Annotated in this window: 25 protein-coding genes; 8 read left to right on the forward strand and 17 right to left on the reverse strand. The window is 73.9% G+C overall.

Annotated features, from left to right (window positions below; all coding sequences use genetic code 11):
- Positions 1-186: 186 nt before the first annotated feature.
- The 7 genes from ACFWTC_RS02030 to ACFWTC_RS02060 all read right to left on the reverse strand — a co-directional run bounded on the left by ACFWTC_RS02030 (position 187) and on the right by ACFWTC_RS02060 (position 7,389).
- Entirely contained in the window at positions 187-1,230 is a 1,044-nt protein-coding gene (locus ACFWTC_RS02030; RefSeq protein ID WP_384025250.1) for a zinc-dependent alcohol dehydrogenase family protein, read from the reverse strand.
- A 27-nt stretch (positions 1,231-1,257) separates the two neighbouring features.
- On the reverse strand, positions 1,258-1,962 hold the full coding sequence (locus ACFWTC_RS02035) for a lysoplasmalogenase (RefSeq protein ID WP_383915085.1): 705 nt from the start codon (positions 1,960-1,962) through the stop codon (positions 1,258-1,260).
- Positions 1,959-2,978, reverse strand: coding sequence for a sterol desaturase family protein (locus ACFWTC_RS02040; RefSeq protein ID WP_384025253.1), 1,020 nt, complete (start codon positions 2,976-2,978; stop codon positions 1,959-1,961). Before ACFWTC_RS02040 ends, ACFWTC_RS02035 begins: the two co-directional genes overlap by 4 nt.
- A gap of 192 nt (positions 2,979-3,170) precedes the next feature.
- Positions 3,171-4,394: an amidohydrolase family protein gene (locus ACFWTC_RS02045; RefSeq protein ID WP_383915087.1), complete on the reverse strand. Its 1,224-nt coding sequence runs from the start codon at positions 4,392-4,394 to the stop codon at positions 3,171-3,173.
- The gene (locus ACFWTC_RS02050; RefSeq protein ID WP_384025255.1) at positions 4,391-5,695 is read right to left on the reverse strand and encodes an amidohydrolase family protein; all 1,305 of its coding nucleotides are present in this window, start codon (positions 5,693-5,695) and stop codon (positions 4,391-4,393) included. The genes ACFWTC_RS02045 and ACFWTC_RS02050 overlap by 4 nt, the downstream gene beginning before the upstream one ends.
- A gap of 10 nt (positions 5,696-5,705) precedes the next feature.
- On the reverse strand, positions 5,706-6,590 hold the full coding sequence (locus ACFWTC_RS02055) for an SDR family NAD(P)-dependent oxidoreductase (protein WP_383915089.1): 885 nt from the start codon (positions 6,588-6,590) through the stop codon (positions 5,706-5,708).
- 1 nt (position 6,591) lies between these two features.
- Positions 6,592-7,389, reverse strand: a complete 798-nt coding sequence (locus ACFWTC_RS02060) for an acetoacetate decarboxylase family protein (RefSeq protein ID WP_383915090.1) — start codon at positions 7,387-7,389, stop codon at positions 6,592-6,594.
- A 112-nt stretch (positions 7,390-7,501) separates the two neighbouring features.
- Here ACFWTC_RS02060 and ACFWTC_RS02065 point away from each other — a divergent pair, with 112 nt between their 5' ends.
- From ACFWTC_RS02065 to ACFWTC_RS02090, 6 genes are all read left to right on the forward strand, one after another.
- Entirely contained in the window at positions 7,502-8,158 is a 657-nt protein-coding gene (locus tag ACFWTC_RS02065) for a TetR/AcrR family transcriptional regulator (protein WP_384025258.1), read from the forward strand.
- A 152-nt stretch (positions 8,159-8,310) separates the two neighbouring features.
- Positions 8,311-10,962 carry an MXAN_6230/SCO0854 family RING domain-containing protein gene (locus ACFWTC_RS02070; protein WP_384025261.1) on the forward strand — a complete coding sequence of 884 codons (2,652 nt, stop codon included), beginning with the start codon at positions 8,311-8,313 and terminating at the stop codon, positions 10,960-10,962.
- Positions 10,963-11,026: 64 nt separating this feature from the next.
- Positions 11,027-12,004, forward strand: a complete 978-nt coding sequence (locus tag ACFWTC_RS02075) for a DEDDh family exonuclease (protein WP_383915093.1) — start codon at positions 11,027-11,029, stop codon at positions 12,002-12,004.
- 119 nt (positions 12,005-12,123) lie between these two features.
- A complete protein-coding gene (locus ACFWTC_RS02080; protein WP_383912822.1) occupies positions 12,124-12,357 on the forward strand; it encodes a hypothetical protein in 234 nt (77 codons plus the stop codon).
- A 115-nt stretch (positions 12,358-12,472) separates the two neighbouring features.
- Positions 12,473-13,258: an SURF1 family protein gene (locus ACFWTC_RS02085; RefSeq protein WP_383915094.1), complete on the forward strand. Its 786-nt coding sequence runs from the start codon at positions 12,473-12,475 to the stop codon at positions 13,256-13,258.
- A 9-nt stretch (positions 13,259-13,267) separates the two neighbouring features.
- The gene (locus ACFWTC_RS02090) at positions 13,268-14,023 is read left to right on the forward strand and encodes an SDR family oxidoreductase (protein WP_383915095.1); all 756 of its coding nucleotides are present in this window, start codon (positions 13,268-13,270) and stop codon (positions 14,021-14,023) included.
- A gap of 186 nt (positions 14,024-14,209) precedes the next feature.
- Here ACFWTC_RS02090 and amaP read toward each other — a convergent pair whose 3' ends face one another.
- The 8 genes from amaP to ACFWTC_RS02130 all read right to left on the reverse strand — a co-directional run bounded on the left by amaP (position 14,210) and on the right by ACFWTC_RS02130 (position 19,748).
- Entirely contained in the window at positions 14,210-14,767 is a 558-nt protein-coding gene (gene amaP / locus ACFWTC_RS02095) for an alkaline shock response membrane anchor protein AmaP (RefSeq protein ID WP_384025264.1), read from the reverse strand.
- 7 nt (positions 14,768-14,774) lie between these two features.
- Positions 14,775-15,443, reverse strand: coding sequence for a DUF6286 domain-containing protein (locus ACFWTC_RS02100; protein WP_383915097.1), 669 nt, complete (start codon positions 15,441-15,443; stop codon positions 14,775-14,777).
- The gene (locus ACFWTC_RS02105) at positions 15,344-15,736 is read right to left on the reverse strand and encodes a hypothetical protein (protein WP_384025267.1); all 393 of its coding nucleotides are present in this window, start codon (positions 15,734-15,736) and stop codon (positions 15,344-15,346) included. The genes ACFWTC_RS02100 and ACFWTC_RS02105 overlap by 100 nt, the downstream gene beginning before the upstream one ends.
- Before the next feature lie 7 nt (positions 15,737-15,743).
- A complete protein-coding gene (locus ACFWTC_RS02110; RefSeq protein WP_383915099.1) occupies positions 15,744-15,953 on the reverse strand; it encodes a hypothetical protein in 210 nt (69 codons plus the stop codon).
- A 47-nt stretch (positions 15,954-16,000) separates the two neighbouring features.
- A complete protein-coding gene (locus ACFWTC_RS02115; protein WP_267722424.1) occupies positions 16,001-16,435 on the reverse strand; it encodes an Asp23/Gls24 family envelope stress response protein in 435 nt (144 codons plus the stop codon).
- Positions 16,436-16,629: 194 nt separating this feature from the next.
- Positions 16,630-17,409: an enoyl-CoA hydratase/isomerase family protein gene (locus ACFWTC_RS02120; protein WP_384025270.1), complete on the reverse strand. Its 780-nt coding sequence runs from the start codon at positions 17,407-17,409 to the stop codon at positions 16,630-16,632.
- A gap of 153 nt (positions 17,410-17,562) precedes the next feature.
- Entirely contained in the window at positions 17,563-17,784 is a 222-nt protein-coding gene (locus ACFWTC_RS02125) for a helix-turn-helix domain-containing protein (RefSeq protein WP_030010789.1), read from the reverse strand.
- A 365-nt stretch (positions 17,785-18,149) separates the two neighbouring features.
- Positions 18,150-19,748 (reverse strand): ABC-F family ATP-binding cassette domain-containing protein, encoded by a 1,599-nt coding sequence (locus tag ACFWTC_RS02130; protein ID WP_267722406.1) that lies wholly within the window; start codon positions 19,746-19,748, stop codon positions 18,150-18,152.
- 262 nt (positions 19,749-20,010) lie between these two features.
- On the opposite strand from ACFWTC_RS02130, the gene ACFWTC_RS02135 reads away from it, so the two are divergent.
- Together ACFWTC_RS02135 and ACFWTC_RS02140 are read left to right on the forward strand one after the other, a co-directional pair.
- Positions 20,011-20,901 carry a neutral zinc metallopeptidase gene (locus ACFWTC_RS02135; protein WP_384025273.1) on the forward strand — a complete coding sequence of 297 codons (891 nt, stop codon included), beginning with the start codon at positions 20,011-20,013 and terminating at the stop codon, positions 20,899-20,901.
- Positions 20,902-20,981: 80 nt separating this feature from the next.
- Positions 20,982-21,377: a VOC family protein gene (locus ACFWTC_RS02140; RefSeq protein ID WP_383915102.1), complete on the forward strand. Its 396-nt coding sequence runs from the start codon at positions 20,982-20,984 to the stop codon at positions 21,375-21,377.
- 139 nt (positions 21,378-21,516) lie between these two features.
- Here the strand turns inward: ACFWTC_RS02140 and ACFWTC_RS02145 are convergent, their stop codons facing one another.
- Together ACFWTC_RS02145 and ACFWTC_RS02150 are read right to left on the reverse strand one after the other, a co-directional pair.
- On the reverse strand, positions 21,517-22,959 hold the full coding sequence (locus ACFWTC_RS02145; protein WP_383915103.1) for a hypothetical protein: 1,443 nt from the start codon (positions 22,957-22,959) through the stop codon (positions 21,517-21,519).
- 147 nt (positions 22,960-23,106) lie between these two features.
- On the reverse strand, positions 23,107-24,237 hold the full coding sequence (locus ACFWTC_RS02150) for an alpha/beta hydrolase family protein (protein WP_383915104.1): 1,131 nt from the start codon (positions 24,235-24,237) through the stop codon (positions 23,107-23,109).
- Positions 24,238-24,248: the final 11 nt, after the last annotated feature.

The following is a 24,248-nucleotide window of genomic DNA, read 5'->3' on the forward strand; positions in this document are numbered from 1 at the left end:
GCGATGGGGGGGCCCGCGGGGCTCCCCGGCCCCCGGGGGGGGCGCCGGGCGGACGGCCGTCACTATCCCCGCGCGGGGCCCCCGGGGGGGGGGGCGGGGGGGGGGGGGGCCCCCCCCCCCCGGCCCTCCCGCACGTCCGGCGTACTCGCGCGCCCCGGCGTCGCGCCCCGGCGCCAGGCCCTGGCGTCAGGCCTTGATCAGGACCTTCAGCGCGGAGCGGTCGTCCATCGCGCGGTAGCCGTCCGGCACCCCGTCCAGGGTCACCGCCCGGTCGAAGACCGGAGCCGGATCGATCGCGCCGCTGAGCACGTCCTCCAGCAACTCCGGGATGTAGGCGCGGACGGGGGCGACACCGCCGCGCAGGGTGATGTTGCGGTCGAACATGATGCCGAGGTCGAGGCCGGTGCCGCTGCCGTGCGGGACGCCGACGTAGCCGACCGCCCCGCCGTCGCGGGTGATGTTCACGGCCGTGCGCATGGACTGCTCGGTGCCGACCGCCTCGATGACCGCGTGGGCGCCCCGGCCGCGGGTGAGCTCGCGCACGGCGGCCTCGGCGGCCTCGCCGCGCTCGGCGACGACGTCGGTGGCCCCGAAGAGCTTGGCGATGTCCGTACGGGCGGTGTGGCGGCCCAGCGCGATGATCCGCTCGGCGCCCAGGCGCCTGGCGGCGAGGACCCCGCACAGGCCGACCGCGCCGTCGCCGACGACGGCGACGGTGGAGCCGGGGCGCACGCCCGCGCCCAGCGCGGCGTGGTGTCCCGTGCCCAGGACGTCGGAGAGCGCGAGCAGCCCGGTCAGCAGGTGGTCGTCGGAGGCGGACGCGGCGGGCAGCTTCACCAGGGTGCCGTCGGCGTGCGGTACGCGGACGGCTTCGCCCTGGCCGCCGTCGTGGCCGACCGAGCCCCAGAAGCCGCCGTGCTCGCAGGACGTGTAGAGGCCCTCGGAGCAGAAGTCGCAGGTGCCGTCGGACCACATGAAGGGTGCGACGACCAGGTCGCCCGCGCGCAGGCCGGACACGGCCGGGCCGGTCTCCTCCACGACGCCGAGGAACTCGTGGCCGATGCGCTGGCCGGGCTGGCGCGCGGCCTCGCCCCGGTAGGCCCAGAGGTCGCTGCCGCAGATGCAGGAGCGCAGGACGCGGACGACGGCGTCCTCCGGACGCTGGACCGCGGCGTCGGGCACCTCCTCCACGCGGATGTCGTGCGGAGCGTGGATGACGGTGGCGCGCATGGTGGTGCAGTCCTCCGGCTCAGGGGTTCAGTCTTGTATGACTTCCCTACGGTACGCCTGCCCCGCGGCCAGGACGCCCGTGGCCAGCAGGTACTGCGCGGCCAGGTAGGTGGCCATGATCCAGAGGTCCGGGCGGGGCAGTTGCGGCCACGCGGCGACCCCGGTGGCGATGAGCGTGTCGGAGAGCAGGAACAGCGCACCGCCGAGGCCGGCCCGCAGGCCGAGGGCGCTGGAGCGCAACGCCATGGCGGTGAGCAGCAGGCTGTAGCCGGCGACGGGGATGCGCAGGTCGGCGGGGAGGTCGCCCCACATCAGGCCGACGGTCCCGAGGAGGGCGAGCGCGTACCCGCCCGCGAGCAGCGGGTTCGTCGGGCGCCGGCCGAAGAGCACGAGGTAGCAGACGTGCCCGGCGGCGAAGGAGCCCATGCCGACGAGGAAGGCCGGCTCCGCGTCGAAGAGCAGCGCCAGGTCCCCGCCCCACCCGAACAGCAGGGCCGCGACCAGCAGCCGGGGCGCGCCGCGGGTGAGCGCGTACGCGACGAGCAGCGGCATCAGCAGCGGCTTGAAGACCGGGTGCCCGGGGTCCCAGCCGACGAGGAGGGAGCCGAGGTCGGCGGCGGTGGCGAGGGCGAACCCGGCGAGGGCGGCCCGGCCGAGCCGGTCCCGCCCGGCGGGCGCCCGGCCGGCGGCCCAGGAGGGGGCGGGCGTGCCGGCCGACTCTGCGGTGCTCACGCGGTGGTCTCCCGTACGGGCTGGGGGGCGTCGGCGGCGTCGGTCGCCTGGACGGGGAACGCGACCGGACTCCCGGCCGGGGCCGGGGCCTGGGCCGGGGCTGGGGCGGGAGCCGGGGCTTGGGCCGGGGCCTGGGCCTGGGCCGGGCTCCCGGTCCGGGGTGGGACCGGAGCCTCGGAGCCGGCCGCGGCCGGCTGCCAGCCCGGGCCGCCGAAGACGCGGCCGGCCCGCTCGCGCCAGCTGTCGGCGGCGCGGACGTCCCGGGCGATGGAGGCGTACTCGTGGGTGGCCACGCGCAGCGGGTTGTAGGTGCTGATGTTCTTGGTGAGGCCGAAGACCGGCTTGTCCCCCTCCCCCACCCACGAGCCGAACATCCGGTCCCAGACGATCAGGATCCCGCCGAAGTTGCGGTCCAGGTACCCGCCCTGGGAGGCGTGGTGGACGCGGTGGTGGGACGGGGTGTTGAAGACGTACTCGACCGGCCGCGGCAGCTTGCCGATGCGCTCGGTGTGGATCCCGAACTGGTAGACGAGGTTGACGGAGTAGCAGAAGGCCACGGCGGCCGGGTGTACGCCCAGGGCGATCATCGGCAGGTAGAACGGCCAGGAGGTCCAGCTGGTCCAGGGCTGGCGCAGGGCGGTGGTGAGGTTGAACTTGCGGCTGCTGTGGTGCACGACGTGGCAGGCCCACAGGATGCGGATCACGTGGTGGCCGCGGTGCTGCCAGTAGTAGAGGAAGTCCTGCGCGAGCAGCATCAGCAGGACGGTCCACCACAGCACGGGGACGCGCAGGGGGGTCAGCTCGTAGACCGCCGCGTAGATCAGGGCGATCGGGATCTTCCAGAGGAAGTCGAAGACGAGACTGCCGATCCCCATGCCGAGGCTGGTGACGGCGTCCTTGGTCTCGTACCCGGCGGCGTCCTCGTCGGGATGGATCCGGTAGCTCACCAACTCCACGACGGTGAGCAGCACGAAGGCTGGTATGGACCACAGCACGACATCGGGCAGGTTCGGCATGACCGCACCATAGAGGCGCTCTCCCGGGCGCCGCTAGGGGTTGTTACCGATCGGTATTCACCGGTGTTACCGACGGTTCACCCGACGGCGCGGCTGCGCGGGTCCCCGGCTCCGTCCCCGGGTCCCGACCGGCCCGCCGGAGGGGCCCGGGTCGTCCCGGACCCGGGCTCCTGCGGCGGGCGGCACCCGGTGTCACCAGACGCGGACCGAGCCGCCGCGGGCGAAGGCCGGGCTGGTGGCCTGCGGGGGGACCTCCGTCAGCGGCTCGGCGATCTCGGAGACCAGCGGGCCGTGCTCGGCGGCCACCGCGCCCAGGAGGGCGAGGTCGAAGCCGTAGACGCGGGCCGCGTTGCCGCCGACCATCGCCGCGACCTCCTCGCGCGGGAGGCCCGCGTACGCGATGCGCAGGCCCTCGCGGGAGAACGGGGCGGTGCCCTCGTCGTGGGGGTAGTCGCTGCCCCACATGATCTTGTCGAGGCCGATCCGGTCCCGCAGCGGGACCTCGTGGGGGCGCATGAAGCTCGCGCCCACGAAGCAGTTGTCCCGCCACACCTCGCTCGGGCCCTTGCCCATGGAGTCGGCGAGGCCCGCGCCGAACTTGGACTCGGCCGTGGCCGAGGCCGCGACCAGGCGGCCGTGGTAGTAGTCCAGCATCTGCATCACGCCCGGGATCCAGCCGGAGCCCTGCTCCGTCAGGACCAGTTTGAGGCCCGGATGGCGGCGGAAGGCTCCGCCGAACATGAGGTGCCACAGGGCCCGGTGCGAGAACCAGGTCGTCTCCACCATGAAGACGGCCCGCGCGGCCGGTTCGTCGCCGAGCGGCGGGGACGCCGAGCCGCCGTGGTGGTTGACCGGTACGTCCAGCTCGTCGCAGACCGCCCAGATCGGGTCGTACGCGGCCGAGTAGAGCTCCGGGACCCCGCTGCCGGGCGGGGCGCCCGGCAGCAGGATGCCGCCCGTCAGGCCGGCCTCCTTCGTGCGGCGGATCTCCCGCACGGCCTCCCCGACGTCGTTCAGCAGGATCTGCGCCACGCCCGCCCGCCGGCCCGGGGCGTCCGCGCAGAAGTCCGCCAGCCAGCGGTTGTGGGCCTGGAGCCCGGCCCAGCGCAGGGTGAACTCCGCGGCCGTCGGGGGCTGGGCCATCAGCGAGGCGTTGGGGAAGAACGGCGGGATGGTGTTGGGGAAGAGGACCTCCGCCACGATCCCGTCGGCCTCCATCTCGGCCAGCCGGCGCCGGGAGTTCCAGTTGCGGTCCGCCGTGTCCGCGAGCAGGTCCTCGTACGGGTTGGTGTACGAGGCCGCCCAGGCGTCGAACTCGTCGTGGTGGCGCTTCTCCAGGTACGGCTTGTAGTCCAGCAGGTCGGCGCCCGCGTGGCAGTCCGCCGAGATGACGGTGTAGCGGTCCGCCGCGCTCACGGGTTCACCCCCAGCACCGGGAAGTCGTGCTCGGTCAGCCAGTGCCGGCCCACCTCCCGGGAGCGGGACCAGGAGGCCTCCACCGCACCCTGGTCGGCGGGCTGGCCCAGGTCGGCCGGGGTGGGTCCGATCTGGCGGGCGATCGGGGCGAGCGCGTCCGTGTCGAAGCCGAACACCTCCGCGGCCGCCAGGCCGAGCATCCGCCGGGTCTCGGCGACCGGGATGTCGTGGAAGGTGTTCCGCAGCCACGCCCGGGTGTTCGGCCAGGTGCCCTCGGGGTGCGGGAAGTCCGAGCCCCACAGGATGTTGTCCACGCCGATCTCGTAGCGCTGCGCCAGCTCCCGCCGCTTGGTGTTCGTGGCGCAGACGAACACCTGCCGGTCCAGGTACTCGCTGGGCGGGCGCTTGAGCTCCTCGAACGGCGAGAGCTTCTTGCCGCCGTGGGCGCCGAGGTAGAGGCGGTCCATGAACCACAGCTGGTTCGGCAGCCACCAGCAGCCCGACTCCGCGACGCCGAACTTCAGGCCCGGGTGCCGCTCGAAGACGCCCGACCAGAGCAGGAACCACAGCGGGCGGGCCGGCCACCAGGTGACCTCGGAGACGAAGATGCCCAGGTGGTCGCCGTACTCGTGGCGCGGCGAGGAGCCGGAGTGGGTGACGATCGGCATCCGCGTCTCGGCCGCCGCCGCCCACACCGGGTCGTAACGGCGGTCGTGGTAGGGCGCCTTGTCGACCCACATCGCGGGGATCATCAGCGCGCCCAGCCCGGACTCCTTGGCCCGGTGGATCTCCGCGACGACCTTGTCCGGCTCGCCCGTGATGGGGAGCAGGGCGACGCCGCAGTGGCGCGCCGCGTTCTTGCCGGCCCCGGCGCCGACGAACTCGGCCAGCCACCGGTTGTGCGCCTGCGCGCCCGCCATGCCGAGTTCGGGGTCCTGGTCGCCGGAGAGGCCGAGGCCCACCCCGAAGGGGGCCGCGGTCTGGCTGTCGACGGCGTCCGCGTCGGGGAAGACGACCTCGGCCGCCACGCCGTCGCCGTCGAGTTCCTTCAGCCGCTGTCCGGTGTCCCAGCCGCCCTTGAGGCCTTCCTCGTGGTCGTGGAACCACTTCTCCGCGAAGGCCTCGTTGCGTACGCCGAGGCGGGTGGCCTCCGCGCGGCGGGCGTCGCGTTGGCCGAGGAACTCGTCGAACTGCGGGTGGAACCGGGAGTCGAGGTAGGGGCGGTACTGCTCGGTCGGCAGGCCCGCGTGGCAGTCGGAGGAGATGATCAGGTACGGGTCTTCAATGGTGTCGTCAGGCACGGCGGGCCCCTCAGTCGAGGATGAAGCTTTCCAGGTAGGCGGGGTTGGCGCGGTCGAGCATCGACTGCGACCGGGCGCGGATCTGCCGGTCGCTGTGCGCGCTCGCCGGGAGCATCCAGAAGCGGTCGGCGCGGATGCCGTCGACGACGTGCTCGGCGACCTCCTCGACGGGCGTGAACTCCACCGCGTGCCCGGCCTGCTTCATGGCGGCCTCGTACTGGTCGAGGCTGCGGTACGGGGACCTGCGCGGGCGCTCCTTCGCGTACCGGTCGGGCCGGTTGCGGTGGGACTCCCACAGGCCGGTGCGCAGCATGTGCGGTCCGGGGAAGAGGACGGAGGCGCCGATGTCGGCGCCCTCCGCCCTGAGGTGGGCGTACAGCGACTCGGTCATGGTGACCACGGCCGCCTTGGTGACGGCGTACACGGAGGCGGTGGGCAGCGGGGCGATGCCGCCGTCGCCGGAGGAGGTGTTGACGACGTGGCCGGGGCCGCCGGCCGCGATCATGCGGGGGACGAAGGCCTGGATGCCGTGGAAGACGCCCCAGACGTTGACGGAGAAGGCCCATTTCCAGTCGTTGGGCTCGTGCTCCCACATCCGGCCCTCGGCGCCGGAGCCGACGCCCGCGTTGTTGCAGAGCACGTGGACGGCGCCGAAGGCGTCGTACGCCGCGTCCGCGAGGGAGAGCACGCATTCGCGGTCGCTGACGTCGACGGCCTTGGCCAGTACCTCGGCCCCGTCCTCGGCGAGTTCGCCGGCCGCCTTGCGCAGGGCGCCCTCCTCCACGTCGGCGAGGACGACCTTCAGGCCCTCGGCGGCGAAGCGGCGGGCCATCGCGAGGCCGATGCCGCTCGCGGCGCCGGTGACGACGGCCACCTGTCCCGGTTCGAGCCGCATCTCAGACGCTCCCCTCGGGCGGGCCGTCGAGGATCTGCAGGGGGTCGTCGTAGCGCTGGTGGATGTACGGGAGCAGGGCCTGGGCGCTGACCCGCTCGACGACCCGGCCCCGCTGGTCGGTGGTCTTCTCGCCGATGGTGATCTCCACGATCCGCAGGACGGGAAGGTCGGCGACGGGGTCGAACATCGACTCCCGGAGCACCACGTCGCCGGTGATGTGCTCCAGCTTGCGGACCTTCTCGTTGCGCGTGCAGTGGACGAGCACCGGGTCGGCGTCGAAGCCCGAACCGTCCACCGCGGGGGAGAACTTGAAGTAGAAGTCGGTCTTGCGGGTCGGTTCGGGCAGCGGCAGTGCGCGGTCCACCGCCCCGCGGACCTCGACGAACGCGATGCCGTGCCGGGCGAGCGCGGCCCGGACCACGAGGCCGTCGCGCTCCACGGTGACCTCGCCCAGCTTCTTCGGCTCTCCGAAGACCTCGCGCCCGCCGATCAGGGCGCGCTCGTGGGTCATCGGCATGACCAGCGGGTACCAGCCCTCGACCCCGCCGTGCCGGGCGGCGACGGCCACCGAGCCCGCCCCGAGCGGGTAGCCGGGCAGGTCGACCTTGCTGATGTTGGCCCGCACCAGGGGCCGGTCGGCCGGCTTGAGCGGGGGCGGAAGGACCGCCGCCACCACGTCGGGATCGCTCTCCCAGACCGCCACCACGCCCGTGGACCAGATGTCGGGGAGCTTGGAGCTCTTCTCGCGCGACGCCGCGATCTCGGCCTCGGTCCGCGCTCCGTACCGTACGCGTGCCATCTCTCGCACCACCCTTCGGTCGGTTCTGTAACACAGTTACACCGCCGCCGATGAAGGGTAAATACCCTTGCACACAACAGAACTGACGGATCAACAGATAGGCGATACGAGGATGGCCAGAAGCACACTGACCCGAGGAGAGGTCCTGGACGCCGCCGCGCTCCTGGTCAGACAGCACGGTCCGGCCGCCCTCACCATGCGCAAACTCGCCGCCGAGCTGGGCACCGCGGTCACCTCCATCTACTGGCACGTCGGCAACCGCGAGTCGCTGCTGGACGCCCTCGTGGAACGGACCGTCGAGGAGATGGGCGCGATCCGCCCGGCCGGACGTACCCCCGGCGCCCGCATCCTGTCGGTGGCCCGGACCCTGCGCCGCGAACTGCGGGCGCGGCCGCACCTGATCGCGATGGTCCACGAACACGGTCTCACCGAGCGGATGTTCCTGCCCGCGCAGCAGGCCCTCGTCCACGAGGTGCACGCCGCCGGGCTGCGCGGCGCCCGGGCGGCCGACGCGGTGCGTGTGATCCAGTTCCAGGTCATCGGCTTCCTCCTCGTCGAGCGCAACCGCGAACGCTCCCCCGCCCAGTCCCCGGCCGAGAGCGACCTCTGGGACCCGGCCGCCGCGCCCCGCGACCCGGCCCTCGCCCGGGCCCTGGCCCGCCCGGCCGATCCGGAGCGGATCTTCCTGATGTCGGTCAGGTCCCTGGTCACGGCGCTGCTCCCGGAGGCCGCCGGGCCCTCCCGTCGAGCCGCCGGGCCCTGCCGTTAATTCGCTTGGCACGCTCCGGCGCCCGTGGTTGTATCTGCGGCGCGGGGGCGGCTCCGCGGCGTGCTTCCTTCTCGACCTCCTTCGAAAACCCGTAGCGCGCCCCCTCTCCGCCCCCGCCCCACTCCCTTCCCCGTTCCGGAGGAATCCCCCTTTTGCCCGAGCTGTCGACCGTCCTGCTGCGCCGTCTCCAGACCGTGTACGTCGACCAGGCCGGGCCGCGCCCCGGCGACCCCCCGACGGACGGGGGCCTGATGGCCCTGGAGGCCGAACTCCTCGACCGGGGCTACGCCCTGACGCCGCCGCTGCGGGCGGCCCTCGCCTGGCTCGGCCCCGCCGGACTCGCCCGGGCCGGCGCGCAGCTGGTGGGCGACATCGACGTCCTGCTGGGCTCCGACCGCACCCACATGCCGCTGTTCCGCACCTTCCCCGCCTCCGTGCCGGACGACATGTACCGACTGTGGATCGACCGGGTCCTCACCCTCCTCCTCCAGTGGCCGGACCAGCCCTGCGTGCGGTGTGCGAACCCCGGAAGCGTCCACCCCGTCGCGCCCTGCGCCCATCTGGTCTGCCGGAGCTGCTGGGACGGCTCCGTGTATACGGGCTGTCCGGTCTGCCACGGCCGCGTCGACCCCGACGACCCGTTCCTGCGCCTCCCGTCGGCGCCGGCCCCGGACAACGGCGGCGGCGGGCCCGGCCCCGGCGGCACCGGCCCCGCGGACGGCGGCGACCCGGACGACGACACCTCCGCCGGACCGCTGCGGCTGCTCCGGTTCGGCGCCGACCGCCCCGCCGACTGCGTCACCGCCCTCGGCAGGCTGCTTGCGCGCCGCACCCCGCTCTCCCCGCACGACGTCGAGGAGACCCGGGTGCTGCTCGCCCACGCCCACGCCGGGCTCGGCTGGCTCCCGGACGACATCCCCGTACGGGAGACCAAGGCCCTGGTGCTGGGCACCCTGCTGCGGGAGCGCCGAACCCGCGAGGCCGTGCGCGCCCTGCTGCCCGCGCGCCTCACCACCGCCACCGACGTACTGCGGCTGCTCGCCGTGTGGTCCGGCGGCGAGGCGAACCTGCTGGAACCGCCGCGCGTACGCTCCCTGCCGCGCTCCCTGCGCCGTGAACTCCTGGCCGTCCTGGACGCGCTGGACCCGGCCGACCTGGTCGAGGACGTGCTGCGCCACCCCGATCCCTGGAAGCGCGCCGCCGAGATCCTGCACCCCTTCGAGGGGCACGCGCGCCACCCGCGCGCCGCGCTCGCCTTCGCCGTACTGCGCGGGACCGACACCCGTGGCACCGGCCTGGGCGCGGCCCTGCTCGCCACGGCCGCCGCGCACCCGCACGCGGTCCGCGCCGACGGCCCGCTCCTGCGGGCGGCCACCTGGAAGGGCCGCGCCGAGGAGGCGCTGCGGCACCCGGACCCGGACCGGGCGCTCGCCGTGCTCGCCGAACGGCCGGGGGAACTCGTACGGCGCCTGGACCACCTGCTGCGGCGGTACGCGGCGGACACCCTGCCCCCGCAGGTCGCCCGGGTCCTGGAGGAGCGGCTGCCGAAGGCCGGGCCCGGCCCCGTGCTGTCCGCGCTCGGACGGCTGCGCGTCCGTCACCTCCCGGGGTCCCGGCGGGTGTTCTTCCCCCGCGGACAGGTCGCCCTCTCCTACACCCGGGACGAGGACCGCGCCCCGTTCCCAGAGGCCGTGACCCGGTCGGTGTGCGAGGTGTTCGAGCGGGAGGTGCTGCGCCGGCTGTCCGCGGCGGACCCGTACGACCTGGCGGTGCTCGACACGCGCCTGGCCCACCTCCACGTCCCGTCGACCGAGCGGGCGGCGGCCAAGGCGCTGGTCACCGTCCCCAAGGGCAGCTTCCAGGCCCTGCCCGACGGGCAGGTGCTGCGCATGTTCCTGCACTGGACGCAGCCGCCGAGGAAGCGGGTGGACCTGGACCTGTCGGTGGCGCTGTTCGACGCGGACTGGAACCACGCGGGCGTGTGCGACTTCACGAACCTCGTGTACGGCGGCGGCGCCGTCGTCCACTCCGGGGACCTCACCTCGGCCCCCGCCCCCGCGGGGGCGAGCGAGTACGTCGACATCGACCTGGACGCGCTGGCCGACACCGGTGTGCGCTTCGCCGTACCCGTCGTCTTCAGCTACAACAACATCCCCTTCGAGCTGCTGCCCGACGCCTTCGCCGGGTTCATGGCCCTGCCCTCCCGCTCCGGGCGGACCTCCCGCTACGACCCGCGGACGGTGCGCCAGCGCTACGACCTGGTCGGCAGTTCCCGGATCCACGTGCCGCTCCTCGTCGACCTCGAACGCCGCGGCTTCCTGTGGACCGACGTCCACCTCCCGGACGACGAGGGCTTCCACAGCGTCGGGGCGCACGGCGCCGACCTGGCCCGCATCGGCCGGGACCTGTTCCAGTACTTCTCCACCGGCCGCACCACCCTGTGGGAGCTGGCCGGCTGGCACGCGGCGGCGCGCTGCCGGGAAGTGGCGGTGCTGCGCCGCACGCCCCGGCCGAGCGACCCCGACGAGCTGTGGACGTACCGGCGCCGGGCCGGCGAGGACACCGCCGGGTTCGCCGCGCGGCTGGTGGGCCTGGGCGAGCCGGACGCCCGGGAGGCCTCCGGCCGGGTCGGTGCGCTGGCGGGCGCCGCCGCGTGCGGCCGGTCGGTGTTCCTCGCGCTGGTGGACGGCGAGGTGGCGCCGACCGGTGCGAGCGGCTCGGTATACCGGCTGCTGCCGGGGCCCGTTGACGGCTGCGGGCTCGAACAGCTCGCCGCGGGGGACCTGGTCGCCGCCCTGGGCTGAGCGCCGCACGGCGCCCGCGCGCACCCGCCGCGGCCACGGCTGTCGGTCGGGGCCGATATCCTCTGTGACCATGCTCGACGACCGTACGACCGCAGACACGATGTGGCCGACCGCGTACCCACAGGGGTACGCGGTCGTCGACGTGGAGACCACCGGGCTCGCTCGCGACGACCGGATAGTCTCCGCAGCCGTCTACCGGCTCGACGCGCAGGGCAATGTGGAGGACCACTGGTACACCCTGGTCAACCCGCAGCGGGACCCCGGGCCCGTGTGGATCCACGGCCTCACCAGCGACCTGCTCCAGGACGCCCCGCTCTTCGGGGACATCGCCGAGGAGTTCGCCGGGCGGCTCGCGGACCGGGTGCTCGTCGCGCACAACGCCATCTTCGACTGGCAGATGATCGCCCGGGAGTACGCGCGGGCCGCAGGCGCCCCGCCGGTCCGTCAGCGGCTGTGCACCATCGCACTGTCGAAGGAGCTCAACCTGCCGCTGCCCAACCACAAGCTGGAGTCGCTGGCCGCGCACTTCGGCGTGGTCCAGCAGCGCGCCCACCACGCGCTCGACGACGCCCGGGTGCTCGCGGAGGCCTTCCGCCCCTCGCTGCACGCGGCCGCGCGGGACGGCGTACGGCTGCCCCTGCTGGAGTGCCGGCCGCTGACGGAGTGGTCGGACACCCCGGCCGCGCCGCGGATCGGCCACCAGGCCTCGTACGGGGGCGGCAGCTGGCGCGCCTCGCGCAAGCGGCCGCCGTGCCCGCACCCGAACCCGGGGCGGTTCGAGGACGGCAAGCCGCTGAAGCAGGGCATGCGGGTCGCCTTCTCCGGCGACACCTCGGTGGACCGGGACCTGCTGGAGGACCGCGCCGTCGAGGCGGGACTGCACGTGGCGACGAGCGTGTCGCGGCTCACCAGCCTGCTGGTGACGAACGACCCCGGCTCGGCGACCTCCAAGACCGTCAAGGCGCAGGCCTTCGGCACCCCGGTCGTCGACGAGGCGGCCTTCACCCAGCTGCTGCGCGACGTGGCCGCCGTCGAGGACTGAGGGCCGGCGCGCAGGAGGTGGGCCCGCCCGGGCCGCGCGTTGCTCCGGCCGGGTGCAGGCACGGCGACTCACCCCGGTGGATCTTGTTCCGCCCGGCCGCCGTGCGCAGCATTCGGCGCATGGCACGTTGTGAGGTATGCGGAAATGATTACGGCATGTCGTTCGAGGTGCACGCGCAGGGCGCCGTGCACGTCTTCGACTGCTTCGCCTGCGCCATCCACCGCATGGCGCCCATCTGCGAGCACTGCCGGGTCCAGATCATCGGGCAGGGCGTAGAGGTCGAGGGCCAGTGGTTCTGCGGGGCGCACTGCGCCCGTGCGGAGGGGAAGGTGGGCGTCGTAGACCGCGTCTGACCCCCTCGACCGGGGCGGTGTCGACCCACGTTCCCGGCACCGCGTCCCCCGCGCCCCGACCCCGGACGGCCACCCGGCCGCCGGGGACCCTCCGGCTGGGGGTACCGTCGTGGGCGTGTACCGCTTTGTACTGACCCGGCAGTGGGTGTGCCTGACCCTCGTCGCCCTGGCCTTCATCCCCGCGACGATCAAGCTGGGGTTCTGGCAGTTCCACCGCCATGAGCACCGGGTCGCGCAGAACGAGCTCATCGAGGCGAACCTGCGGGACGAGCCGGTGCCCGTGACCGAGGTCACCTCTCCCGGCCACCGGGTCCCCCGCGCGGACTTCTGGCGCGCCGTCACCGCGACCGGTACGTACGACACCGCGCACGAGGTGGTCGTGCGGATGCGGACCGACGGGGACGACAAGGTCGGCTTCCACGTCCTGACCCCGCTCGTGCTCGCCGACGGCCGGGCCGTCCTGGTCAACCGCGGCTGGGTGCCGGGCGGCGACGACCCCCGCGCGTACCCGCCGGTGCCGGCCGCCCCCGCGGGCGAGGTGACGCTCACCGGCCGGCTGAAGGCCGACGAGACGAGCGGCAGCAGTGGGATCAAGGACCGCAAGGGCCTCCCGGACCGCCAGGTGATGCTGATCAACAGCGCCCGGCAGGCGGAGTACCTGGGCCGCCCGGTCCTCGGCGGCTACATGGAACTCACCGGCCCGGCCCCCGCGGACGGCAGCCCGCGGATGATCGGCGACCCCGACCACGACTCCATCGGCCCCCACATGGCGTACGCCGTCCAGTGGTGGCTGTTCACCGCCGCGGTTCCGGTGGGCTGGGTGATCCTCGTACGGCGCGAGAAGCGCGACCTCGACGAGCAGGCCGCCCGATCCGCCGAGCGGGAGCCCGCGACGGCGTAGCGTGTCGGCATGGATCTTGGACTGAAGGACCGTGTCTACGTCGTCACCGGGGCCACGCGCGGCCTCGGCTACGCCTCCGCCCGCGAACTGGCCGCCGACGGCGCGAAAGTGCTCCTGACCGGCCGCGACGAGAAGCGGGCGGCCGACGCCGCCGCCTCGCTCGGCCCGAACGCGGCCGGCGTCGCCGCCGACAACTCCGACCCGGCCGCGGCCGGACGGCTCGTCGCCACCGCGCGCGAGCGCTTCGGCCGCCTCGACGGCATCCTGATCAGCGTCGGCGGCCCGGCCCCGGGCAGCGCGGCCGACAACACCGACGAGCAGTGGTCGGCGGCCTTCGAGTCGGTCTTCCTGGGCGCGGTCCGCCTCGCGCGGACGGCCGCCGCCGAGCTGGGCGAGGGCGGGGTCATCGGCTTCGTCCTGTCGGGCTCGGTCCACGAGCCGATCCCCGGCCTGACCATCTCCAACGGCCTGCGCCCCGGCCTGGCGGGCTTCGCGAAGTCCCTGTCCGTCGAGCTCGGTCCGCGCGGCATCCGCGTCGTGGGCCTGCTCCCGGCGCGCATCGACACCGACCGGGTGCGCGAGCTCGACGCGCTGTCCGGCGACGCGGCGGCCGCGCGGGCGGGGAACGAGTCCCGCATCCCGCTGCGGCGCTACGGGGCCCCGGAGGAGTTCGGCCGCACGGCGGCGTTCCTGCTGTCCCCCGCCGCGTCCTACCTGACGGGCGTCATGCTCCCGGTCGACGGGGGCTCACGGCACGGCTTCTGACGGGGGTTCCGACGCGGCGTGCGGACGGGCGTCCGAAGGACGTCCGGTGTACGGCTCCAGAACCGGCGGCGCCTCCCGGGCGCCGCTCCTGCGGCCGCCGCCAGCCGGTCCGGCCCACTCCGGGACCGGGCCCGGCCCGCGTCATAGCCGGGCCGGGCCCACGCCGTCACCGGGTCCGGTTCACGTTCACGTCACCCGTCGGGCCCGGTGGGACGTCACCTTCAGACGGGCCTCGGCCGACAGTGCCGGAAGTCCCGCCGAGGTGCGGGCGTTGGCCATGACCGGGCCGGCCAGCCCGGCGAGGGCGTCGGCCGGGACCGCGTACGGCTCCAGTTCCAGCGCGACCCGCAGCGCGGGCGATCCGCGCCGGCGGCGCAGCGCCACCCGGCAGCGGGCGACGCCGTCGAGGGCGCCGGCCTCCGCGGCCACCGCCTCCTCCAGCGCCCGGCCCCGCACCAGGGCGAAGGCCCCGTCCCCGGTGTCGACTGCCACGGCCTGCAGGCGCGAGCGCCTCAGCTGGGCGAGCAGCCACCACAGGGCCAGCAGCACGCACAGCCCCAGCCCGGCGGCCACCGCCCACCAGTACCAGCCCTCGCCGTGCCCGTACCGCTGCCGGGTGGCGGCGGTCAGCAGCGGCGCGTGCCGGCCGCCGAACGGCCACGACCCCGTCAGCACCGCGGCCCCGGCCGCCATCAGGGCCAGCCCGAGCAGCGCCAGCACGATCCGGTTCACCACGTTGAGCACGCCGCGCTCACCTCCCCACCCGTACGCGCGTCCGCGGCGGGCGCGCGAGACCCAGTTCCTCGATGCCGACCGCGAGCACCGCGTCCAGGTCGGCCCGTACGTCGTCCAGCTCCCGGAAGTGCGAGGTGGCCCGCACCCCGATGCGGGAGCGGCCCACCGAGACGCGGACCGACCGCACCCCGGACACCTCCATGGCCCGGTCCCGCAGCACCTGGGCCGCGTCCTTGCGGCCGAGCGCGGCCCGTACGCCCGTGGCCGGGTCCGGGTCGGGGGTGCGCATCGGCAGGATCGAGCGGAGCCCGGGGGCGATCGCCAGCACCAGGAGCAGCAGCCCGGCCGCGGCCAGCACGCCGCCGCCGACCATCACGCCCGGGTCCGCCGGAGTGTGCCGTTCGAGCTGGTGGGCGAGGTCGCGGCGCCAGCTCATCCCGGGGCGGTGGGCCCGCACGGCGATCAGGTCGTACAGGAGCAGGCCCGCCGCGCCCAGCACCACGCAAGCGGTGAGGGCGGCCGGGACCCGCCGCGCGGAACGCAGCCGGGCCGAGGGGGCGGTGCCGTCGGGCGGCGGCGCATCACTCACCGCAGCCCCCGGTCCCGCCCGGCGGGGAGCCGGGTGTGCGCGGAGTGCAGGTGCTCGACGTCGATGTCCACCTCGGGCACGGACATCGACGCGCACTCCTCGACCCGCCGGACGACCTGGCTGCGCACGGCCGCGCACTGCGCGCCGACGTCGGAGGGGTAGTCCAGCTCCAGGCTGATCCGGACCCGGGCGATGTCGTGGTGGACCGTGACGGTGGCGTGCGGAGCCGCCGCCGTCGAGGTCGGGCCGGGCGCGGGCCGGCCCGACCGGGCCGCGAGCGCCTCCCGCGCGGCCTGGGCGGCGATCTTCGCTACGACCCGGTCGGCGATGCGGGTGGCCCCCCGGTCCGCGGGGTCCGTCTGCGGCGTGGTGGTCCTGGGCGTGCTCATCCGGGCCTCACCTGCCCCGGTCGTCGCGTCCGCGGCCCCGATCGCGGTCCCGGGGGCGGAACAGGTCGGCCGCCTCCAGGTCCCCGTCGAGGAACCGGCCCAGGATGAATCCGATGGCGCCGAGTGCGGCCACCAGGAGGAAGGCCCCGAAGCCGCCGAAATAGCCGGCGAACCCCAATGCCATGCCGGCCAGCAGGCCGACGACCGCCATGCTCATGCGGGCTCCTTTCGCCGGAGCGAAGTGTGGAGGGGGGTGGATGGCGCCTAGTGGAGCCGGGACTCCGGCTCTTCGTCTTCCTCGTCGGGCAGTTTGACGTCGCTGACGGCGATGTTGACCTCCACCACCTCCAGGCCGGTCATCCGCTCGACCGCGGAGATGACGTTCTCACGGACGGCTCGGGCCACGTCGCGGATCGACACGCCGTACTCGACGACGATCTCCAGGTCGAGGGCGGTCTGGACCTCGCCGACCTCCGCCTTCACCCCGCGGCTCACGCCGGCTTTGGCGCCGCCGGGAACCCGGTCCCGGACGGCCCCGAACGTACGGGAGAGGCCGGTGCCGCTCCCCATGGCGTGTACCCCGAACACTTCGCGCGCGGCCAGTCCGGCGATCTTCTCGACCACCCCGTCGGCGACGGTCGTACGGCCCCGGTCGCCGGGCTCCTTGGTGATGTGTCCCCCTGCTGCGGATTCAGTCATCGCTTGTCCTTAGAAGTGGAAGCTTGGACTCCCGACCACGGTAGGCGTGTATCCCCCGTGACGCACCGGGAGCTAGGCCGGTCGGCCGCAACCGGATTGACCGGCACCTGCCCCGCCTCGGCCGGGACATGCCGCCGCCCCGCCCCCGGGCAGGGGACGGGGCGGCGGGGCGGCCCGTGCGGGGACCGCGCGGATCAGTCGGAGAGGCCCGCCAGATCGCGCAGGCGGCGGGCCTGGGCGGCGCGCTCGGCGGCGCGCTGCTCGTCGTACGGGCGGGAGGGGGCGTCGCGGAGCAGGGCCTTGGTCTCGATCACGGCGTCCCGCGGCGGGGCCAGCAGCGCGGTCGTGAGGTCCTGGACGGCGGCGTCGAGTTCGTCCGCCGGGACGACGAGGTTGGCGAGGCCGACCCGCTCGGCCTCCGCGGCGTGCACGAAGCGGCCCGTGGCGCAGATCTCCAGTGCGCGGGCGTAGCCGACGAGGGAGGTCAGGGGCTGGGTTCCGGTCAGGTCGGGAACCAGGCCCAGGCTGGTCTCGCGCATGGCGAACTGCACGTCGTCCGCGACGACGCGCAGATCGCATGCGAGAGCGAGCTGGAAGCCGGCGCCGATCGCGTGTCCCTGCACCGCGGCGACGGAGATGATGTCAGTGCGCCGCCACCAGGTGAAAGCCTCCTGGTACTCGGCGATGGTGGAGTCGAGCAGTTCGTCCGGACCGCGTGCCAGGTCGAGGAAGGACGGCTCGCCCTCGAAACCCTCGGGGGTGAACGCCTGCCGGTCGAGCCCGGCGGAGAAGGACTGTCCCTCGCCGCGCAGCACGACGACCCGGACGGTGCCCGGCAACGACCTTCCGGCCTCGGCCAATGCCCGCCAGAGCGCGGGGGACTGGGCGTTTCGCTTGGCCGGATTGGTCAGTGTCACCGTGGCGACCGTGTCGTCGACGGTGAGTCGTACGCCGTCCTTGTCGAGCAGAGCCATCTGTATGCCTCCGGTGTGCAGTCGGCCGCAAGCCCGGCCTAAGTGACTGCACAGTAACCATCCGGTCGGCCCGAGGACCGACCGGGGGTCACCGAAGGAAACCGCTGGTTCAGTGGAGCGGTGGAACGTCGGAACCGATGGGACCGGGGGGAATCAGGCCGTGGCGGCCTTCTTGCCGCGTGTCGCGCCTCCGCGACCGCGCAGCGAGACCCCGGACTCACTGAGCATCCGGTGGACGAATCCGTAGGACCGGCCGGTCTCTTCGGCCAGCGCCCGGATACTCGCACCGGAGTCGTATTTCTTCTTCAGGTCTGCCGCGAGCTTGTCGCGCGCGGCGCCGGTTACCCGGCTGCCCTTCTTCAGAGTCTCGGCCACCCGTGCCTCCTCGTGGGAAGTGCGCTCTGGACTTCTCATGATCACCCCTCCCACGCTTCCTGGCCACCCATTCCGCAAGGTCGGTACGACCGCATTTCCCGAGGGGTGGACACACGGGCAGATCGGAATCTCCACTTCCGCTGTATGACCTCCATCACACTCCGCACCCCCCGCCGGAAACCACCAGGTCAGGGGCCCGGCGAGGAAAAACGGAAGGCCCCGGCCGCGCACTCGCAGGAGTGCAGCCGGGGCCGTCGAACGACGCGCGACGGTACGAGACCGCCTCATCCAGATGATGGATCACCACTGAGCCGAATGATCCATAAGGAATTGGATCAGAAGCGGAACCCCGATCGGGCGCCGGATCAGGCGAGGGAGACGAGGTCCCGGTAGTCCGGTCCCCAGAGGTCCTCGACACCGTCCGGGAGCAGGATGATCCGCTCCGGCTCCAGCGCCTCGACGGCGCCCTCGTCGTGCGTGACGAGGATGACGGCGCCCTTGTAGGTGCGCAGGGCGCCCAGGATCTCCTCGCGGCTGGCCGGGTCGAGGTTGTTCGTGGGCTCGTCGAGCAGCAGCACGTTCGCCGAGGAGACGACCAGCGTGGCCAGGGCCAGCCGGGTCTTCTCGCCGCCCGAGAGCACTCCGGCGGGCTTGTCCACGTCGTCGCCCGAGAACAGGAAGGAGCCGAGCGTCTTGCGCACGGCGACCAGGTCCAGGTCGGGCGCGGAGGACCGCATGTTCTCCAGGACCGTCCGCTCCGGGTCCAGGGTCTCGTGCTCCTGGGCGTAGTAGCCGAGCTTGAGGCCGTGGCCCGGGGTGACCTGGCCGGTGTCGGGCTTCTCCGTGCCGGACAGCAGGCGCAGGAGGGTGGTCTTGCCGGCGCCGTTGAGGCCGAGGATGACGACGCGGGAGCCCTTGTCGATGGCCAGGTCGACGTCGGTGAAGATCTCCAGCGAGCCGTAGGACTTCGAGAGGCCCTCGGCGGTCAGCGGGGTCTTGCCGCAGGGGGCCGGGTCGGGGAAGCGCAGCTTGGCGACCTTGTCGGAGACGCGGACGGCGTCCAGGCCCGCGAGCAGCCGGTCGGCGCGCTTGGCCATGTTCTGGGCGGCGACGGTCTTGGTCGCCTTGGCGCGCATCTTGTCGGCCTGCGAGTTCAGGGCCGCGGCCTTCTTCTCGGCGTTCTGCCGCTCGCGCTTGCGGCGCTTCTCGTCGGCCTCGCGCTGCTGCTGGTAGAGCTTCCAGCCCATGTTGTAGACATCGATCTGGGAGCGGTTGGCGTCCAGGTAGAAGACCTTGTTCACGACGGTCTCGACCAGGTCGACGTCGTGGGAGATCACGATGAAGCCGCCGCGGTAGTTCTTCAGGTAGTCCCGGAGCCAGACGATCGAGTCGGCGTCGAGGTGGTTGGTGGGCTCGTCGAGGAGCAGCGTGTCGGCGTCCGAGAAGAGGATCCGGGCGAGCTCGACCCGGCGGCGCTGGCCGCCCGAGAGGGTGTGCAGCGGCTGGCCGAGGACCCGGTCGGGCAGGCCGAGGGCTGCCGAGATGGTCGCGGCCTCCGACTCGGCGGCGTACCCGCCCTTGGTCAGGAACTCGGTCTCCTGGCGCTCGTACTGGCGCATCGCCTTGTCGCGGGTGCCGCCGGAGCCGGTGGCGATCCGCTCCTCGTTCATCCGCATCTTCTTGATGAGGACGTCGAGGCCGCGGGCCGACAGGATGCGGTCGCGGGCCAGGGTGTCGAGGTCGCCGGTGCGCGGGTCCTGCGGGAGGTAGCCGACCTCGCCCGAGCGGGCGATGGAGCCCGCGGCGGGCTGCCCCTCACCGGCGAGGCACTTGGTGAGGGTGGTCTTGCCGGCTCCGTTGCGGCCCACGAGGCCGATGCGGTCGCCCTTGGCGATGCGGAACGAGGCGGACTCGATGAGGACGCGGGCGCCGGCGCGCAGCTCGACGCCGGTGGCGGTGATCACGGAAATACTCCAGGGCGGTGTGGACGGCGGAAGGGGGGCAGGACGCGATGCTTCGACGCCGCTAATCCGCGAGGAGATTTGCCATGAGGACCATTCTACCGGGGGTCCGCAACTACTTTCCGGGCATGCGGACGGAGGACGCAGGCTCCCCCGCGTCCCCCGTTCGGCCCAGGGAGCGCACCGGTCGGCCGGAGCGCGTATCAGGATGAACGGGTTGATACCCGCCGCAGGGGCGGACACGTGGATGCGAGGGCGGTGCGGGATGCAGTTCGACGACAACGCCAAGCTGGACGCTTCCGAGGTCAACGACGTGCGCGGCAGCCGCATCCCCGGCGGAAGGGCCACGGTCGGCGGCGGCATCGTCGGCATCATCGCGTTGATCATGGGCCTGCTCTTCGGCGTGGGCCCCGAGCAGCTGGGGCTCTCTTCCGGGAACGAGGAGCCGGACCCGGCCGCCTCCTCCGTCAACCAGGTGCAGCAGGCCTGCCGGACGGGGCAGGACGCGAACGCGCGGGAGGACTGCCGGCTGGTCGCGGTGGTCAACAGCACCCAGGACTTCTGGAAGCAGGAGTTCACCCGGCGCGGCGGGCAGTACAGCCCGGCGCAGACGGTCTTCTTCTCCGGCCGCGTGGGCACCGCCTGCGGCGCGGCCACCTCCGCGGTCGGCCCCTTCTACTGCCCCGGGGACCGGAAGGTCTACCTGGACCTGGGCTTCTTCAACGAGCTCCGGACGAAGTTCGGCGCGAGCGGCGGCCCCTTCGCGCAGGCGTACGTGGTCGCCCATGAGTACGGGCACCACATCCAGAACCTGACCGGCACGCTCCAGCGCTCGCAGGACGGACAGCAGGGCGCGAACAGCAACGCGGTGAAGGTGGAGCTCCAGGCGGACTGCTACGCGGGGGTGTGGGCGCGCAACGCGACGAAGACCCCGGACGAGTCCACGGGCCGCCCGCTGATCACCAGCCTGACGGACCAGGACATCAAGGACGGCCTGGACGCGGCGGCCGCGGTCGGCGACGACCGGATCCAGGAGAAGTTCCAGGGCCGGGTGACCCCGGAGTCCTGGACGCACGGGTCGGCCGAGCAGCGCCAGCAGTGGTTCTACCAGGGCTACCGCACCGGGGACATGGCCCAGTGCAACACCTTCCGCTGACTGTCGGCGGCACCTGCCATGCTGTGCCGTGGGTCACATTCACGGCCGATGACATGCACCAGTGAGAGGGAGTGATCGTCATGGCAGGCGTTCCGTCGATCTGTCCGACCCTGCTGTACCGCGACGCCAAGGCGGCGATCCGGCAGCTGACGGAGGCGTTCGGGTTCCACCAGGTCGCCGTGTACGAGGGGGACGACGGCTCCGTGGCGCACGCCGAGCTCTCGTACGGCAGCGGCATCGTGATGCTCGGCAGCAAGGGCCGGGGCGGGCTCTTCGACAAGGCCATGGAGGGGGCGGGCCCCACCGGGGTCTACGTCGTGGTCGACGACGTGGACGGCCACCACCGGCGGGCCGTCGAGCACGGCGTGGAGATCCTGATGGAGCCCACCGACCAGGACTACGGCTCGCGGGACTACATGGCCCGGGACGCCGAGGGCAACGTCTGGAGCTTCGGGACGTACGCGCCGCAGGCCTGAGGCCCGCGGCGCCCGTTGCGGCGCGCACGGACCGCGCGGAGCCCGGCCGGCGCAGGAGCGGCTCCGCGCCGCCCGGTGCGGCCCGAGGCCTCGTGCGCCGCGGTCCGTACGACGCTCCGCGCGCGGCCCGTACGCGGTGTCACGCGCCGCCGGTGTGCACCTGGAACGCGGCCCGCCGGACCGCTTTGGCGAGCGCCGGGTCGGGGTGGGCCGCGGCCAGCGCCACCAAGACCTGCACGGTGCGCGGGTGGCCGACCGCGCGGACCTCGTCCAGCAGCCGGGGGACGGTGGTCCGTACGGCCGAGTCGAGGTGGCGGGCCAGCAGGTCCGCCTCCCCGTGGTCGGCGATGGCGGCCGCGGTGTCCACCCAGAGCCAGGTCGACTCCTCGGCGGTGAGCACGTGCTGCGCCTCGTCCGGGTCGACCCCGTCGTGCTCGGCGAGCCAGAGCAGGGCGTACGGCCGCAGGGTGGCCTCGCGGACGGCGGCGCGGACCTCGGGCTCCGCAGGGGCTCCGACCACGCGCAGCGCCTCGAAGGCGAGGCCTCGCAGCAGCGCGTCCTCGCCCCGGGCGGCGTGCAGGAGTTCACTGACCGCGTGGCCGACGGGCCGGGCGGCGAGCCAGGCCTGGTACTCGGCGCGGGCCGGACCCGGGGTGAGGCGGGCGCAGCCGTGCAGCATGGCGGCGGCGGACTGTTCGATGTTCCCGGCGGGGCTCTGCGCGGCGACGCAGATCTGCTCCAGCTTGACCCAGACGGCCCAGCTCCCCAGCGGGGTGAGGGCGGCCCGCGCGGGGCCGAGCGTGACGGCGTCCACGGCGGCGAGGCCGCCGAGCGCCCAGCGCAGCAGCCTGGCGAGCGGGAAGGGGCGGGTCTCGGCGGCGGGCACCGGGGCGGGTCCGGGGACCCGGTCGGCCGGTGCGGAGGCGGATTCCGCGCCGTACGGGACCTCGCACCGCTCGTCGCGCAGCTCGGTGACGCGCTGCCCCAGCAGGTCCAGGAGGTCGGGCACGGTCACCGGGCCGGCCGACAGTTGCAGCAGGGAGAGCAGTTGGGGCATCGCCTCGACGACCTCGGCGACCGCCGCGGGGGCGATGTCGGCTGGGGCGGGGTGGACCAGCGACCAGGCGTCGAAGAGCGCGACCCAGCCGCGCAGCACGGCGGTGTCGTCGCGGTCCCAGGCGCGCAGCCGCCAGCCGGGCCGGGCGTGGCCGCCGTGCACCTCGACGAGGCCGGCGAGCCGGGCGCGGTCCCAGCCGACCCGGATCTGGCCGTGGGTCAGATCCAGTTCCGCGGCGGCGCGTTCGACGTCGGAGGCCGCCAGCGCACCCGCGGGTGCGGGGCGGCCGCCGTCACCGGCTCCGAGGTTGAGCTCGGCCCACCGGGTCAGGCGTACGGCGTCGACGAGCGAGGCCCTGGCCCGGTTCGCGAGGTCCGCCGTGGCGGGCGTACCCGCCGGGGGCCGCGGGATGGTTCTGGTCCGTCGGTCGGTCACCGCCTTGCGGGCCGTGGCGACGGAACGCGGGGAGACGAGTCGGAGTCTGGAGTCGCGAGCCAACTGCTCATCAGGCTTTCGGGACGTCACGGAAGCAGTCTCGCCCGTGACGGGCCGAAAGCCCAAACGGAACCGGCGGTTACCGCTGCTCACCCGGGGCACAGACCGGGACAAGCCACCCTCTGGGCCCCGGCCGCCACAGGGCCTTCACATGACGGAAACCCCCGCGAGACGCGCTCACATGAGCGGAGTGAGGAAGCGGCGCAGGACCTCCTCGTACCCGGCCGGGTCCGCGTTCCACATCGCCCCGTGCCCGGCCCCGGCCACGGTGTGCAGGGTGACGAGGTCGGGGCGGGCTGCGGCGAGCCGCCGGGAGGGCTCCCAGGGGGCGAGCGTGTCGGCCGGGCCGTGGAAGACCAGGACCGGGACGCGGAGCGCGCCGGGGTCGGCGCCCGGCGGCAGCCGGGCGGCGCTCAGCCCCGCGCGACTCTCGGCGGCCCGGACCGCCAACGGCAGCACCGCGGCCGGGGTGCGGCGCGCGGCCGCCAGCGCGCGCAGCGTCGCGTGCCAGTCGAGGACGGGCGAGTCCAGCACGAGCCCGGAGATCCGGTCGGCGAGCGCCGAGCGCTCGGCGGCGCGCAGGGCCATGGCGGCCCCGGTGGACCAGCCGTACAGGATCACATGGCGGGCTCCGTGGCGCAGGGCGTAGCGGATGGCGGCGTCCAGGTCCCGCCACTCCGATTCGCCGAGGTGCCCGAGGCCGTCGGGCGGGGCGGGTGCGCCTAGGTCGCCCCGGTAGGCGAGGTCGAGGACGGGCACCTGGTGGCGGTGGAGGAAGGGCATGACCACCATCGGGTGCTCGCGGCTGCTGCCGAGCCCGTGCACGGCGATGACCCAGGTGTCCCGGTCCGCGGGCACGAACCAGGCGGGCAGGGCGCCCAGCTCCCCGGGGATGTCCACGTCGGCGTGGTCGAACCCGAGGGCGGTGCGCGGGTTCCCGAGGTGGACCTGGGGGGTGAGGGTGACCCGGGTTCCGGGGTCGAGGCTGCCGTGGGTGACGGCGACGAGCCGGCGGACCACGGTGTCGGGGCCGTGCGGGACGTCGGGCAGGACGGGGCCGACGACGGCGTGTACCCCGGGGGCGTCCAGACCGTACGTGCCGGGGCGCAGGGAGCCGAGGGAGCGGGTCAGCTCGACCCGGCCGGGGGCCGTGGAGTGCACGCTGAGCCGGCGTCCGCCGGGCAGGGGGCGCCCAGGTTCGGGCCGCAGGGCGGCGCCGGCGGCGCAGCGGCCGGCCGCGACCGCGGCCGCGCCGGCGCCCAGGAGCGTGGTGGTGACGGCCGCTGCCGTCGCTGTGGCGGTACGCACCGCTCCAGTGT

The organism is Streptomyces sp. NPDC058619 (genome assembly GCF_042717785.1).
Classification (GTDB): domain Bacteria; phylum Actinomycetota; class Actinomycetes; order Streptomycetales; family Streptomycetaceae; genus Streptomyces.

Excerpts from the sequence above, each read along its gene's own strand:
- ACFWTC_RS02090 (WP_383915095.1), top strand. The coding sequence starts at position 13,268 with ATGGATCTTGGACTGAAGGACCGTGTCTACGTCGTCACCGGGGCCACG.
- ACFWTC_RS02115 (WP_267722424.1), bottom strand. The coding sequence starts at position 16,435 with ATGACTGAATCCGCAGCAGGGGGACACATCACCAAGGAGCCCGGCGAC.
- ACFWTC_RS02060 (WP_383915090.1), bottom strand. The coding sequence starts at position 7,389 with ATGGCACGCGTACGGTACGGAGCGCGGACCGAGGCCGAGATCGCGGCG.
- ACFWTC_RS02140 (WP_383915102.1), top strand. The coding sequence starts at position 20,982 with ATGGCAGGCGTTCCGTCGATCTGTCCGACCCTGCTGTACCGCGACGCC.
- ACFWTC_RS02080 (WP_383912822.1), top strand. The coding sequence starts at position 12,124 with ATGGCACGTTGTGAGGTATGCGGAAATGATTACGGCATGTCGTTCGAG.
- ACFWTC_RS02065 (WP_384025258.1), top strand. The coding sequence starts at position 7,502 with ATGGCCAGAAGCACACTGACCCGAGGAGAGGTCCTGGACGCCGCCGCG.
- ACFWTC_RS02135 (WP_384025273.1), top strand. The coding sequence starts at position 20,011 with ATGCAGTTCGACGACAACGCCAAGCTGGACGCTTCCGAGGTCAACGAC.
- ACFWTC_RS02120 (WP_384025270.1), bottom strand. The coding sequence starts at position 17,409 with ATGGCTCTGCTCGACAAGGACGGCGTACGACTCACCGTCGACGACACG.
- ACFWTC_RS02055 (WP_383915089.1), bottom strand. The coding sequence starts at position 6,590 with ATGCGGCTCGAACCGGGACAGGTGGCCGTCGTCACCGGCGCCGCGAGC.
- ACFWTC_RS02105 (WP_384025267.1), bottom strand. The coding sequence starts at position 15,736 with ATGAGCACGCCCAGGACCACCACGCCGCAGACGGACCCCGCGGACCGG.
- ACFWTC_RS02040 (WP_384025253.1), bottom strand. The coding sequence starts at position 2,978 with ATGCCGAACCTGCCCGATGTCGTGCTGTGGTCCATACCAGCCTTCGTG.
- ACFWTC_RS02030 (WP_384025250.1), bottom strand. The coding sequence starts at position 1,230 with ATGCGCGCCACCGTCATCCACGCTCCGCACGACATCCGCGTGGAGGAG.
- ACFWTC_RS02110 (WP_383915099.1), bottom strand. The coding sequence starts at position 15,953 with ATGAGCATGGCGGTCGTCGGCCTGCTGGCCGGCATGGCATTGGGGTTC.